Below are 14,072 nucleotides of genomic sequence, written 5' to 3'. Positions count from 1 at the left end.
CGCGATGAAGTACCTCGAACCCATCGACTATCAGACGCCCGAGTTCGGCGATCTCTACGACGAACTTCCCCTGTGGTCCGCCCCGTTCGGCCTGATGCTGCTCGAACATGTCGCATTGCGGCCCGCCATCACGATTCTCGACGTCGGCGCCGGCACCGGCTTCATGACGATCGAACTGGCGCAGCGCTGCGGCCCCGACGCACTGGTGATCGCCGTCGACCCCTGGGCAGCCGCCATGCAGCGGCTGACACGCAAGCTGAACCACCTGGGCATCCAAAATGTTCGGACGCTCGTGCAGAGCGCAGCCGAGATCGATCTGCCGGACGCCTCAGTCGACCTCATCGTCTCGAATCTCGGGATCAATAACTTCGATCACCCCGAGGCGACGCTGCAGACCTGCTTTCGTCTCGCGAAACCGGCAGCCAGTCTGTTCCTGACGACCAACCTCGTCGGCCACATGAGCGAATTCTACGACGCCTACCGCAGCGTACTTCTGGAACTCGGCCTCTCCAGTCAGCTCGCCGCGCTCGACGCCCATATCAGCCACCGCGCCACGGTCGATTCAGTCACGAAACGGCTGGATCGAGCAGGCTTCAAAGTCGTCAACGTCGTCACCAGCTCGTTTCGGGAACGATTCGTCGACGGTTCCGCGCTGCTCCGCCATAACTTCATTCGCCTGGCCTTCATCCCCGCCTGGAAATCCATCGCTCCGCAAGAAGCGGTCGAGGCGACATTTACAGCACTGGAACATCGACTGAACGCGCTGGCCGCAACAGCCGGAGAGCTGTCGCTGACCATCCCCGCAGCCTGCATCCAGGCCGTCAAGCCGGCAGCAATGTAATGCGCACGGCGACGCGCCGGTTCCACCAAAGTCCGAAATCTCGCTCCCGCTCACTCGCGCCGGCCCGCATCATTTCAATCGTTGCCTGCGAATCGCAACAGCAGTCAGTCGAGACCATCTCGATTCGCAGGCTTGGCTCAATCGGAGAAAACACATGGCCTGGCGCCAGCATCAGATCACCCTCCCGGCCGTCCGCCGAGGCTGCCATCTCGTCACGTCGCAGGTCCTGGCCGGCATCCCGGAACTTTCCCAGATCCGCATCGGCCTGCTCCACGTCTTCATTCTGCACACGTCGGCCTCGCTGACCATCAACGAAAACGCCGACCCCGACGTGCGCATCGACATGGAAACCGCTCTCAACCACCTGGCGCCGGAAAACCTCCCCTACGTCCATACGCTGGAAGGCCCCGACGACATGCCGGCTCACGTGAAGTCTTCGCTCATGGGCCCCTCGGTCCTGATCCCCGTCAAGGACGGACGACTTGTCCTCGGCGCCTGGCAAGGCATCTACCTCTGCGAACACCGCAACCACGGCGGCCCCCGCCAACTGGTCCTGACGCTGCAGGGAGAGGAATGACGCGCTCGTAGGGCGATTCGAAGTCAGTCGATTCCGTACGACGGACGTCCTCGTCCGTCGGTGAGAGGCGATGTGGCGGTTATTGAAGAGTCGACGGACGAGGACGTCCATCGTACAGAGCTTCAGCCTCACGCCCCCGCCGCCAGCTCCGCCCAATGCAGCGCCAGCCGCAAATTCGCCTGCGTCCACAGCAGCGGCGTAATGTCGTTCGGCACGTACGCGCCCTTCTCGCAGTAGTACGACTCCGGACAGCGATACCCCCCGAACCGGCTGTCGATGTCCGTCAACTGACGCAGCGAACGGTTGAGATACACCGTCTGCAGCCTCCGATCCGCCGGATCGCGGTGCTTCATATACCGCAGTCCGTAAATCACCGAGACGATCGGATCGAAAATGCACCACTGCGCCTCGCCTCCCGGCTGCAGCAGGCGATCGCGTTCGCCAAGATTGTCGCTGAAATCCGCCGTCCGCGCGTCCGCCGACAGCAACTGCTTGTAATCCGCGCACCAGTACGAATCGCCGAGATACCGCCGGATGCCGTACTCTCCCAGCAGATGCGTCGTCACATCCTCGACGATCGCCTCCGCCATCGGACCGTCCAGCAGCTTGAGTGGATAAATCAGAAAGAGCAGGGCGGCGTCATAGCGCCGGTGCTTCGCCGGATCGTCCTGCACGCACTCCGCCGGAAGAATGCGGTCCAGCGCGTTCCCGCCCGCTTCCAGCAGTTCCGCCAGCTCGTTCCCGTCGAGTGAGGATCCCGTCTGCTGCAGCGCCGGCCCCGCCACCGGATGCTGCAGCAGCCGGGCATATTCCACCAGGCCGGCGACGACCACGCCGATGCTCGACGCCGACACCTTGCGGACCTCTTCCCAGTGCCCGCTGTCCTCGTCTTCCCAGTAGCGGATGGCCCGAAAGTACTGCGGAAAATCGGCCAGCAGACTCCACTCCGCCGCGGTCGGCAGCAACCGTCCCGCCACCACCAGCCGGGAAAACATCCACAAAAAATACCCCAGCGCGTCGTTCTGGGCGTGCGCCCATTTCTCGTCGACTTCCGCCAGTCGCACGCCGTCGAAGCGGATGTGCGGGCGCTGCATCGGTTCGCCGTGATCGATCTCCCCGGCGATGATGCCGCGGATTCGCGGTTGCTGCGTCAGCAGAAATCCGGCCAGATTCCGCATCGCCCCGACAGCGACGTCGACCTCGCCGATCACAAAGTGGGCATGAGCGATCTGCACCGCATCGCGAACCCACACGTGCTGGTAGCCGGTCACCGAAAACTCGGCCGCCTCCGAAGCCGACGCCGAGAACAGCCCGGTCGGAAGCGTCGGAAAACGAAACGTCCCTTCCGCTTCGAGCCGCATTCGAATCCGACGAATGTCGTCCGCCGAATACTCGTCCTGCAGCTCTCGCGCCAGCGGCCCGCGCGGAAACGCGTCCATGTGCCCTCCCGTAGAGCCGGCTGCGCCGGCCATCCGACAACCTCATCAACCTCGTTCCCAGGCTCCGCCTGGGAATGCCTCTTTGGACGCTCCGCGTCCTCTTCATCTTCATCGCCCATTCACAGCAGCAGACGAGCCAGTTCGCGTTCCCAACCGGAGACTGGGCACCAGCGTTTTCGTATCGTCTGCCTCGTTCCCAGGCTCCGCCTGGGAATGCCTCTTTGGACGCTCCGCGTCCTCTTCATCTTCATCGCTCATTCACCGCAGCAGACGAGCCAGGGCCTCGAAAGAGAGCGTTCCCAGGCAGAGCCTGGGAACGAGAGCATTTGCACTACGGCAGCTCGCGAACCTTCAGCGCCCGAAACTCCACCGGCGACCCCTCCGACTCCAGGCACAGATACCCGGAGCGCGGATTGCACTCGGTCCCCCCCGAAACCTCTTCCCCATTCACCCACAGCCGGACTTCACCGTTGATCGCGCGGATGTAGTAGTGATTCCACTCGCCGACCCCCTTGCTGAGCTGCTTCGTCGGAAAGCTGCGTTTGCCGTCCGGAGCCACGGGCGGGAAGGGAGTCATCGTCGCTTTGCCCGTCGGGAACACGTCCCCGTGCGTCGTGAACCAGTCGGCCTTCTTGCCCGTCTGCTTCTCGTACTTCTCCGTGTAGCCATGATCGAGCACCTGCACTTCGATCCCCTGCGGCAGCCGGCCTTTCGGCAAATCGGTCAGCGACTCTTCCGACGCCCACAGAAACACCCCCGAGTTCCCCCCCGACTTCAAGTGCCGCCACTGCACCGAAATTTCGAGGTTCGTCACCGGCTTCTGCGAGCGGATCACCCCCACCGGCTGACCGCTGCAGTGCGCCACGCCATCTTTCCAGCTCCACGTGTCGTCGTCGCAGTTCACATTGACGAAGTCGGCCTCGCCCAGCGACCGCCAGCCCGGCCCCGTCCCGTCGAGAAATGCGCGCGGCGAAGGATCGTCCGCCCGGCAGGGTGCGACGACGAGCAGCAGAGCCAGGCAGATTCCGGACCAGGTACGCAGCAGCATCGCGACAGTCTCCCCGGAGAGCGAATGGAACGGTTCAACGAAAAACCGGCAGGCGAAGTGAGAACGCAGGCCGCATTCTACCGCCCGGCAATCCCGATCACGAGCGCCCGCGCAATCTCGGGCCACTGGGCCACTGGCGGCACGCCCGCGAAGTGCTCCTGGGTGACGGAGACGACGATCCCAAATTCAACCCTGACAAATCTCGCCCCGGACGGACACCGCGAACCCCGCAGCCCCCCTCGTGATCTCGTTCCCAGGCTCCGCCTGGGAACGCACTCTTCAGACGCTCCGCGTCCTCTTCATCTCATTCTTCTCACTCATCACGCACAACTCTTCACTCCCCACCTCTTCCATCTTCTCTTCACTAGCCACCAGCCACTAACCACTAGCCACTCCTGCCTTTACAACTTTCCGCGCAACAAACCCCCTATTTATGAAGGGGTCAAGGAAGTGCACTCGTGTCTGCGGACCTCCGCAGGCGTCCGGAACGACCCCTTCAACCGGGCCTGATCAGGGCCCAGCGACGGGCTTTCCGAAAGGAAAGTCCGAGGGGCGCACCCCGTGTGCGCACAGCCTCGACGTCGAGCTTTTCCCGTTCACCCGGCCGCAAGACCGGCGAACCTGATCAACGTGTTTGAGCTGCCGGGACCTCCACCGGCGCAACATCACCGCCAGACGGACTCCGGCGGGGGAAGCGTAAAACACTCCCCCCGCCGGAGCCGATCGCGGTACGTACGGTGGACGTCCTCGTCCGCCGCGGCAGGGCAGGCTCCCGCCTGCCGAAATGTGGCATCCACTCCCATTCCGGTACGCAGGAGCCTGCCCTGCAACCTCACTGCCGCCCCATCCACGTCTCCACCACCTCGCTCACAGAATCGCCCGCTGCACCCCTCGGCCGTCCCCTCCTCCGCCGGGATCGGGGATGACGACTCGAACTGGCGCGTCCTGGAATCGACGATCTGAAAGAAGATGCTGACTTTCTGAGTGATCTCGCCAACGCGAAATCACCGGCATCGATTCTGAAACAGCCTGTCTTTTCGCCTTGTCCCCTCTCCCGCTGTCTTCAGTGGGAGAGGGGACAAGGTGAGGGTCTTCGGAAGTGGTCGGAGTGCCATCCACGGAGAAAGGACGACGCGCCTCACATTCGTAGCCAGTGATCTAGCGAAAGATAGATCGGCGGACACGACATGACACAGGTTTGCCGACTGCGGCCAATCTGCCCGGCAAAAATGCAAGCGGTTCACACGACAACCCTCGGCTCGCCCCCCTGCCGCTCCGCGATCCCGGCAGCCATCGATTGGCAAATGGGGCTGCCCTCGATCAATCGTTACATATCAAATCCCCGCTAGGCGGAGCCTGGGCTGCGCGAAATCGTCAATTGTTGGCGGTCCCGGTTGATCCGGCTTTTGTTCCTGGAAGGACGGGGAGGGCCTGGCGGCGCTGGGCTGTCAGCGACTTGCCTAAGTGGTCGTCGATCCACGCGAGCAGGTCGCGATGCCGCACGGCGTTCAGGGCTTCGCAGATCTTTTCCTCGCTGATCCGCACGACCGACGCGGCCATCCCCAGAATCAGTTTCGTAAAGCCGCCGCGGCTGTGCTGGCCCTGCAAACGCTTGCCCTTGCCGATCAGCGATTCCAGCACTTCGCTGCTGGCCGGCAGACTCTGTCCGGGGAGCACGCCGCTCGACTGCTCGCTCACGAACTCCACCAGCCGCGCCGCCGCACGCTCACCGGCAGGCGTTCGGGCCACCGTCTCCAGTTGCCGGCGCAGCGTCTCGCCGGCGGCGGCGTGGTAGCCCGCCACGCGCAGGAACTCCAGCATGTGGTCCTTGACCGCCTGCAAGTCGTTCCAGTCCACGAGCGCCTCCCGGAAGTCGCGGATCCAGCCGAACTTCTCCTCGAGCCGCGTCAGGTCGAGACCCGCGGGACGTTCGGCCGCGGGCGTGTCGATCAGCCGCAGCATGCGGGCGCCCCAGCCGATCAGCGGCCCCAAGTTCAAGTAACGCCCTTTGACTTTCTGCGTGGGGGGAGCAAGGTGTCCGAGTTCCGTCTGCTTCACCCGTGGCTGCGTCTGCCCGCAGTGTTTGACGAACGCGATCCACCGCGGATCGGCGAGCAGTTCGTGCTTGAGCACGATCGCCGTCTTGTGGGCGATGTCGTGCAGCACCTGCGTCGTCGGGTGCTGTTCGCGGAAACGCTGAGCGCCGCCGAGAAGATCCGAACCCTCGTCGCTGAGGATGGCGGCCGGCACGCCGACCAGCCCGGCCGCAGCCGCGAGCTGCCGCTGGACGATCTCGCCGCTGGATTTTTCGACCGGCTGCAGCGCCAGCAGCGTCAGATCCTGGTGCGTCAGCGGCGCCGTCAGCGCTTTCCACGCCGACAATCGCAGCCCCGCGATGACCAGACACTTCCGCGACCCCAGTTGCAGCGTGTGGTCGACGAGGAACACCCAGTCGGCGGCGAATTCCTTGGGCCGCCGCAACTCGTGCAGTCCCAGCCGCAGCAGCCACGCTTCCGCAGTATTGGCCGCAGGAGCCCCCCGGAACTGGGGCAGGCTGTCCCGCAGCAGTTCGACCACCGCCCGGCAGCCGCGAAAGCTGACCGCTCCGGCCAGACAGAACTGCAACGTCAGGCCGATGGCCGCTGCCGAATACGCATGATGGGCCGGTCGGACGGCGTCCGGGAGGGGGCCAGGGGCTGCGTCGGCGACCCGGTCAGCGCCCGGATTTTAAGGCGGCGATCTCACGTTCCAGGTCCGCCGCGCGGCGTTCGGCCGCGGCGGCCCGCGTGCGCCACATCGCGCGGCTCTTCTCGACGGCGCGGGTCTGGTTCTGCAGGAGCTTGCAGGTTCGCTTCCACTGGCCGGACTTCGCCTTCCACCGATTGCGACTCCGCTCGAAGAACCGCACCAACTTGCCCGCCGGCGACGAATACCGGGCGACGGCTGTTTCGCTGGTTTCGCAGGTCATGACGTTCCTCCTTGAACAAAAAGCCCAGTGGAACAAAAACGCGACGATTCGCCGAGGCCAATTGCCCCTGAAAACGACGGATTTCGCGCAGCCCAGGCGGAGCCTCTCATCCGCGGATTCCAGGCGGAGCTTGGGAACCAGTCACGCAGCCGCTCACTGTCCGCCCCCAGCCCCCTCGCCCTCGCCGCCGCCCGACTGCCGCATCACCAGCACACGGTCGATTCGCGGACCATCCATGTCCACGATCTCCAGCCTGAGCAGGCTCCACTCGACAATGTCTCCCACCTTCGGAGGCCGCTTCAACAGTCCCAGCATCAGGCCCGAAACGGTCCCGACCCCCCGTGGCGGAGGTTCCGACCAGCGGACAATCTCCAGCGCAGCCTGCATCACGTGCAGCGGAGTCAGCCCGTCGACGAGCAGACTCCCGTCCTCGCGCGTGACGACCAGTTGCTCGTGGTCCTGCCGGTGTTCGTCGTGAATATTCCCGACCAGCATCTCCAGCACGTCTTCGAGCGTCACCATCCCCTGCGTGCCGCCATACTCGTCCAGCACGATCGCGAGCTGCGTCCGCTGTTCCTGAAACAGCTCCAGCAGCCGGCTGATCGAAACCGTCTTCGGCACGAACAGCGGCGGCCGGACCAGCTTGTGGATGTTGATCGGATGTCCCAGATACTGCTGCAGGAACACGTCTTTGATATAGATGAAGCCGATGATGTGATCGATGTCCCCTTCGCACACGGGGACTCGCGAAAATCCCGACATCGCCATCGCCCCGACCACCTCGGCGGGGGGCGTATCCACGTCGATCGCGTCGATCTCGACCCGCGGCTTCAGAATCTCGGCGACCGTCCGGTCCCCCAGCCGCAGCGCTTCGGATGCGACCCGGTGTTCGGTCTCTTCAAGTTCGCCGGCGAGCGACCCGGCGTCCATCAGATGCTGAATGTCTTCAATCGAGACCTTGTTCTCGCGGACCGTCCCCTGTCCCAGCAGCCGCAGCACCAGCCGCGTCACCACCTGCAGCACCCAGATCGCGGGCCGCGACACTCGCTGCAGCAGCGCCATCGGCCAGGCGACGATCCGCGCCAGAAACTCCGCGTTCTGCAGCGCAATCCGTTTGGGAACCAGCTCCCCCAGGATCAGCGAAAAGAACGCAATTCCGATCGCCACGCCGGTCAGCGCGACGCCGTGGCTGTTCTCCTGCAGCCACGCGATCGGAAACGTCTCGAACCAGCTCGCCAGCCCCCCTTCGAGGCGGGCGCCGCCGAAGGCCGCGGCGAATGTGCTGACGAGGGTGATGCCGACTTGCACGGTGGGAAGAAAGCGATCGGCGTCGGCGGCGAGCGCCAGCGCCAGTCGACTGCCGGAATCCCCCGCGTCGGCCCGTTTCTTGAGCCGCCCGCGCCGGGCTGTGAGAATCGCAATTTCCGCTGACGCAAAAAAGCCGTTCAGCAGAATCAGCAGCAGGATGATCAGCAGTTCCCAGATGGCGGAACCGTTCACTGTGGACTCCGAAGAGAGAACATGAGCACGACGGATTATGGCCGCCTCGGCGCGCGATGGCCAGCGCGAACCCGATGAATCTCCCTGCACATGTCCGCAATCCGTCAAAGGCAGCAGGCGTCGCGAGAAAGATTCTCGCGACGCCTGCCATTCGAAATCAGACGGGTGTCACCCGATCGGGGACTATCGCAGGAGCGCGAGCACCTGCTGGGGCACCTGGTTGGCGATCGCGAGCACCGAAATGCCGGCCTGCTTGAGCACCTGGGCCTTCTGCATATTGGCGGTTTCGGTCGCGAAGTCGGTATCGACGATCTGGCTGCGGGCGGCGGAAATGTTCTCCAGCGCCACACCCAGGGTCGAAACGTTCGTGTCGATCACGTTCTTCTGGATGGCCCCCAGACGGCCGCGAAGGGTCGAGACCCGGTTCAGAGCCTGATCGACAATGTCGACCAGTTCCGCCCCCTGGACGTTGGGGCCGACGTCGAGCAGGCTCTTCCCGCCGCCGGTCCCAAGTTCGTACAGCTTGCCGGCGACGCCGCCGAGACGGGCCGTGTTGATCGCGTCGATCCCCACGCCGACCTGGCCGGCCGCAGACACTTCCTGACCGATCTGGAACAGGGCGCCGCCACCGGTGATGCTGAGGTCGGCCGTCTCGTCGACCACGTTGCTGCTTTCCTTGAAGCTCAGCGTCACGTCGAGCGAAGCGGTCTTGATCGAGGCGTTCAGGCCTTCGCCCTGAGCGTCCTGACCGTTGATCCGCACGCTGATATCCGCACCGATGTCCCGTTTCGCCACGGTCACGTCGTCGTCCAGCGTCGTCTCGAACGAACCATTGAGGACGTTGAGTTCTACATACGCCGCCGTGCCGTACGTCGTGCTTTTCAAGACGACGATGTCGTCCCCGGTCGACTGCGTCAGGGCATCGGCCGCGCGGGCGGCGACCAGGCCGGTCCCGTCGCCGCTGGCTTCGCCGCTGATCAGCAATCGGGCAGCAACCGCTTCGGCGCCCGAATTGTTGTTCAGGAAGTCCGCGATATCGGCGGCGGTCGAAGTGACGTTGCCGTTCGCGTCGGTCGCCAGGTTGAACGTCACGACATTGTCGCCGTTCACATCCACAGAGTTCGTAATGCTCAGCGTCTGGCTGTTGCCGCCGTTTACGAACGCCACCTTGACGTCGTTCGTCGGCGAACCGGTCCGGACGTCCGTGAAGGTCACGTCGTTGTTGGCGCCGTCGTCGCCGCCGGTCAGGGCGATCGGCGACTTGGCCTGCACGAGTCCGGTGCCGTCGCCGGACGCCTCGACGGTCACCAGCGTGCGGGCCTCGACCGCCGCGGCGCTGTTGTCGTTGGCCAGGAAGGCCGCGATGTCGGCCGTCGTGGAGGTGATCGTCCCGTTGGCGTCGGTGGCGACGTTGAACGTGACGGTCTTGTTGCCGTTCGCGTCGGCAGTCACCCCGATGCTCAACGCCTGGTTGGCGCCGCCATTGACGAACTGCACCGAAGTGGTCGTCGCGAACTCGCCCACCGAGTCGGTGGCCCGGGCGTCCGTGAAGACGAGATCGTTGTTCGCGCCGTTGACGCCGGCCGACAAGTCCTGGCTGCTCGCCGCACTGACGACCCCCGTGCCGTCGCCGGAGTACTGCGTCAGGAAGTTGTCGGCGATGTTCGGATCGCTGCTGGCTTCGATCGCCGCCTTGATCTGCGCCGCCGTGGACGTCACGTTGCCGTTCGCGTCGGTCGCCAGGTTGACGGTCAGGGTTCCGCCGTCGCCGTTGGCGACGAAGCCCAGCGTCAACGCCTGGTCGTTGCCGCCATTGGCGAAGACGACGCTGAGGTTGTTGGTGAAGACGGCGTTCGCCCCGGTCGCACGACCGTCGGTGAATGTCAGTTGGGCGTTGGTGACGTCGGACAGCGCCTGGGCCGAAGCCGCCTGCACGCGGGCCAGACCGGTTCCGGAATAGGCTCCGGAGATCTCGGCTCGAGCAGCGACCGCTCCGACGCTCAGGTCGGTATTGATGAAGTCCGCGATATCCTTGGCCGTCGAGGTGACGTTGCCGTTGGCGTCCGTCGCCAGGTTGACGCTGACCGTCTTATTGCCGAAGACGTCGGTATTCACGGCGACCGACAGCGCCTGGCTGGCGCCCGAGTTGATCAGCTCCGTCGAAATGTCATACGTCCCCCACGCGCTGGGAGACCGGGCATCGGTGAATACGAGATCGTTATTCGCCGTATCCTGGGCGTTCGCCAGGGTCAGCGGGGCGGCCGCGGCAATCGTGTCTGCGGCAACGCTGGCCGGCGTGCCGCCGGGCGCCGTTGTCACTGCGGCGCTGACAAGCGCCGCAGCCCCTGCGTGGGCCGTTATGGCGTCGATGATATTCTGCGACGTCGAAGTCGAGTCGCCGTTCGCATCGCTCTTCAGATCCACGGTGACGGTGTAGTCGCCGTTCGCGTCGAGCGTCACGTCGGAAATAGTCGTCGCCGCAGTGTTATTACCGCTGACAACGAGCGAGACCTTGACGCTGCCGCTGCTGCCCGCCGCGCGAGCGTCCGAGAACGTCAGCAGGGCATTGGCGTTATCGCCGACGACTTGAGCGAAGGCCGGCTGCGCCGCGCTGTTGACGTTGATCGTGCCCGCGGTCACCGCCTGCAGCGTGCCGGGGGTCGAATTGTCGACGGCGGCGGTGGCGGCCGTGGCGTTGTTGACCGTCAGCGAGCCGGGGGCCGTGTTGACGATGGACGCGGTGACGCCGGTGACGTCGCTGACGTTGTTGACGGCGTCGCGGATATTGGCCGTCGTGCTGCTGGCGCCGAGGAACAGCACCTGGCTCCCCTTCGCCCCCGACACTTCGATCGTCGTCGCCGAACCCAGCGTCCCGCCCGCGTAGCGAAGTTCGGCCTTCTCGGCGGCGGCGGTCACGGTGGAATTCACGGCGATCGTGGGGTTCGCCCCGAACACGGCCTCGTTGATCTGGACGTCGCTGAACTTGGCGGCGTCGACGGCCGTGGAATCGAACTTGAAGCCCTTGCTGCCGTCGATCAGCTTGTCGCCGGCGAACGTGGTGTTGCCGGAGATGCGGTTGATGGCCTGCAGGGCGGCGTCGATCTGCGACTGGTTGGCCTTGATTTCGTCCTGCGACAGGGCGCCGGTGTTCAAGCCTTCCTGGACCAGTCCGCGGATCTGATTGAGCAGTCCGCCGATTTCGCCGAGCGCCGAGTCGGCGGTCGAAATCACGTTGTTGGCCCGGTTGCTGTTCTTGATCGACTGGTCGATGGTGGTGATCTGCAAGCGGAGGTTTTCGCTGGCGATCAGGCCGGACGGATTGTCCTTGCCGTTGTTGATCTGCAGACCGGTCGACAGGCGCGTCAGCGACGTGCTGAGCAGATTGTCGGACTTGGTCAGGTTATTCAGGCCGCGCAGGGCCTGAATATTCGTGTTGATTCTCGTCATTCCGCATCACCTTTCTGATGATCCGCATGTCGCGTGAGGCCGGTCGGGATTCCGTGGGGGACAATCACGGCTGGCTCTGATCCCGTCCGCGCCGATATCGCTTCCTCCGCAAACCAGAGACTCCGTATTGAAACCGCGCTCTGGCCGCGGAGCTTGGGACCTGTCGACAGGCCCGTCGGCTGTGTGCTGATTGGTCGAGTGGAATCGGGAGCTGGGCAAGCCGGCGGCGTCCGCGTTCGCAATCCGGCGCGTCTCGATCCCGGGATCGACTCGTCATCTACACATCGACCATAGATCAAGGACTCTCGCGGCGTTGCCGGAATGCAACGGTGGAAAAAAAGAACTGGGTCCGGTTATTGCGCATGCCCCGCCCTTGCGGGCTTGCAGGGACATGACGCGGCAACCGGACCCGGTCTGTGGTGCGGACTTAGGTCGTCCCGGCGACGGGGACGCGGGGAGCATTTCTCCAAGGTCGGCGGGAGCCGGCGCGAGAGGCGTCGGCCAAGGCGCCTGGCAAACTCTACTGGGCGGCCGCTTCGGTCTTGAGCGTCGCGGCATCGCGGTCGCGAGAGTTTTCGCGTTGAATCGCTTCATAGACTTCCTGCCGGTGGACAGGGATTTCGGTCGGCGCTTCAATGCCGAGTCGCACCTTATCGCCGCGGATGTCCACCACGGTAATTTTGATGTTGTCTCCGATGAAGATGCTCTCGTCGCGCTGACGGGATAGAACGAGCATCGCTTGGTCTCCTTCCATTGGTAAACCGCCGCAGGCTTCCGTCCGCGGCAGGGGATTTTCGGGGATACGGGATTTCGAGTCGGGAATCAGAACTGTGCGGAACTGATGCGATTGCACAGTCCGGCGACCCGCATGCAGCCGAGACTTCCGGGGGGAAGCCGCGATTTCAGCCCTGCTGACGTGTCTGCGAAACTCCGGGTGGGTTCACCGAAGGGTTTCCGTCGTCAGGACCTGCGGGTCGTACGGACGATGCATCGAACACCCTATGAATCGTCACGCGGAATCATAAGTTGCAGTCTTGCAACGCGGTTTTGCGCGTGAGACTCGAATTGTCGCGCAAAGCCGGAGGGTCCTGCGGAGGTTGCCTGGCGATCCCGATGCACGGAGTCTGCGGCCTCAAACGACCGTAGCGCCTGTGCGGACCGACCGGCCGCGCAGCGACGATCCCCGACAAAGTTCGCCACCAGGTCCGAACTTTGTGAAGATCACGCAATCCGCGAACGAGGAGGGGGAAAACAGACGGCCCGCGAGATCGTCTGAATCTCGCAGGCCGCCTCGAATTCCATGGCTCAACGCCCCGTCGTCAGGCGACGCGGCTCGGACGCCCGGCGGCGTTCTGGAGCAATGCGCGATAGCCGGATTCCTGCTGCTGATACAGCCGCCGGAGCCCTTCGGTCAGCAACGGCAGACCCGCTCCGAGCTCGCGTCGCAGCTTGCGGGTCTGGAGCGAAGTCTCCCCGCCGCCGAAGCCCTGAACTCGACTGGCCGGCGATTCCGTGGTAACGAACTGCGGTTGCGGCAGCCCGAACTGGACGGCCAGTTTCCGAAGAAACGTCACCGGATTGATCCGCTCGGCGCCGGCAAGGTGGTAGACGCCTGCCAGGCCTTCCGCCCAGATCCGGATCAGGAGTTCGGGAATGTCCGAAGCCAGAATGGGGGAGGCATGCCGAAAGCAGTCCACGGGGAGCGGATGTCCGGTCGTCAACCGGTCGACCATGCGCTCCAGCCATCCCCCTCGATCGCCGGGGGTCCAACCGAAGGCATGCGTCCGCAGAATCAGCGTCTGAGGCGACTGCTCCAGGGCATAGTCTTCCAGTTGGCGCAGCACGACGGCCTCCGGCGACGGACACCAGCTCTGGCTGGTTTCAGGATGGAACATCCAGGGCCCGGTGAAGACGGCGTCGGACGAAATCAGGGTTAGCGGAAGATTCTCGACGGCGGCGGCCTCAATCCAGTTTCGCGTCTGCTGCGCTCCGGCGGCCGATGGTCGCAGCGATTCGTCCCAGCAGGACGCGGCGCCGGGGCCGCAGACCACGAGGCGCGACGGCCGCAACCGCTGCAGCAGCCGGCGAACGGCTTCTGTCGACTGGTCCGAGCAGACCTCGACGCTGCAGCCGGGGAGGGTGATCGCCGGGCCGGAAGTGACAATTCCCGCAACTGACGCATGCGACCGCAGTTCCGCGAGCAGGTTTGCGCCCACGACAGAATCTACGCCCGCGATCACCGTTGTTTGCAC

At 64.5% G+C, this 14,072-nt stretch carries 10 protein-coding genes; 2 read left to right on the top strand and 8 right to left on the bottom strand.

The window, feature by feature from the left end; all coding sequences use genetic code 11:
• Window positions 1-4 precede the first annotated feature (4 nt).
• Window positions 5-841 (top strand): class I SAM-dependent methyltransferase, encoded by an 837-nt coding sequence (locus SH412_RS02705; RefSeq protein WP_336521969.1) that lies wholly within the window; start codon window positions 5-7, stop codon window positions 839-841.
• Between the two features lie 154 nt (window positions 842-995).
• A complete protein-coding gene (locus tag SH412_RS02700) occupies window positions 996-1,418 on the top strand; it encodes a secondary thiamine-phosphate synthase enzyme YjbQ (protein ID WP_336521968.1) in 423 nt (140 codons plus the stop codon).
• A gap of 128 nt (window positions 1,419-1,546) precedes the next feature.
• On the opposite strand, the gene SH412_RS02695 is transcribed toward SH412_RS02700, so the two are convergent.
• The 8 genes from SH412_RS02695 to SH412_RS02660 form a co-directional block, all read right to left on the bottom strand.
• Window positions 1,547-2,857 (bottom strand): glycoside hydrolase family 15 protein, encoded by a 1,311-nt coding sequence (locus tag SH412_RS02695; RefSeq protein WP_336521967.1) that lies wholly within the window; start codon window positions 2,855-2,857, stop codon window positions 1,547-1,549.
• Between the two features lie 331 nt (window positions 2,858-3,188).
• On the bottom strand, window positions 3,189-3,905 hold the full coding sequence (locus tag SH412_RS02690) for a 3-keto-disaccharide hydrolase (RefSeq protein WP_336521966.1): 717 nt from the start codon (window positions 3,903-3,905) through the stop codon (window positions 3,189-3,191).
• 1,374 nt (window positions 3,906-5,279) lie between these two features.
• The gene (locus SH412_RS02685) at window positions 5,280-6,530 is read right to left on the bottom strand and encodes a hypothetical protein (protein WP_336518718.1); all 1,251 of its coding nucleotides are present in this window, start codon (window positions 6,528-6,530) and stop codon (window positions 5,280-5,282) included.
• Between the two features lie 88 nt (window positions 6,531-6,618).
• Entirely contained in the window at window positions 6,619-6,873 is a 255-nt protein-coding gene (locus SH412_RS02680) for a hypothetical protein (protein ID WP_336518717.1), read from the bottom strand.
• 153 nt (window positions 6,874-7,026) lie between these two features.
• On the bottom strand, window positions 7,027-8,373 hold the full coding sequence (locus tag SH412_RS02675; protein ID WP_336521965.1) for a hemolysin family protein: 1,347 nt from the start codon (window positions 8,371-8,373) through the stop codon (window positions 7,027-7,029).
• Window positions 8,374-8,556: 183 nt separating this feature from the next.
• Window positions 8,557-11,820 (bottom strand): flagellin N-terminal helical domain-containing protein, encoded by a 3,264-nt coding sequence (locus tag SH412_RS02670; RefSeq protein WP_336521964.1) that lies wholly within the window; start codon window positions 11,818-11,820, stop codon window positions 8,557-8,559.
• Between the two features lie 520 nt (window positions 11,821-12,340).
• Complete coding sequence (gene csrA, locus SH412_RS02665; RefSeq protein ID WP_336521963.1) at window positions 12,341-12,556, bottom strand: carbon storage regulator CsrA; 216 nt, start codon at window positions 12,554-12,556, stop codon at window positions 12,341-12,343.
• Window positions 12,557-13,139: 583 nt separating this feature from the next.
• Entirely contained in the window at window positions 13,140-14,072 is a 933-nt protein-coding gene (locus tag SH412_RS02660; RefSeq protein ID WP_336521962.1) for a sugar nucleotide-binding protein, read from the bottom strand.

It is taken from the genome of Planctellipticum variicoloris (assembly GCF_030622045.1).
Classification (GTDB): domain Bacteria; phylum Planctomycetota; class Planctomycetia; order Planctomycetales; family Planctomycetaceae; genus Planctellipticum; species Planctellipticum variicoloris.
The sequence above is the reverse complement of the archived record's forward strand: the minus strand, read 5'-3'. Positions and strand labels throughout refer to the sequence as shown.

Excerpts from the sequence above, each read along its gene's own strand:
- SH412_RS02680 (WP_336518717.1), bottom strand. The coding sequence starts at position 6,873 with ATGACCTGCGAAACCAGCGAAACAGCCGTCGCCCGGTATTCGTCGCCG.
- SH412_RS02690 (WP_336521966.1), bottom strand. The coding sequence starts at position 3,905 with ATGCTGCTGCGTACCTGGTCCGGAATCTGCCTGGCTCTGCTGCTCGTC.
- SH412_RS02670 (WP_336521964.1), bottom strand. The coding sequence starts at position 11,820 with ATGACGAGAATCAACACGAATATTCAGGCCCTGCGCGGCCTGAATAAC.
- SH412_RS02695 (WP_336521967.1), bottom strand. The coding sequence starts at position 2,857 with ATGGACGCGTTTCCGCGCGGGCCGCTGGCGCGAGAGCTGCAGGACGAG.
- csrA (WP_336521963.1), bottom strand. The coding sequence starts at position 12,556 with ATGCTCGTTCTATCCCGTCAGCGCGACGAGAGCATCTTCATCGGAGAC.
- SH412_RS02705 (WP_336521969.1), top strand. The coding sequence starts at position 5 with ATGAAGTACCTCGAACCCATCGACTATCAGACGCCCGAGTTCGGCGAT.
- SH412_RS02700 (WP_336521968.1), top strand. The coding sequence starts at position 996 with ATGGCCTGGCGCCAGCATCAGATCACCCTCCCGGCCGTCCGCCGAGGC.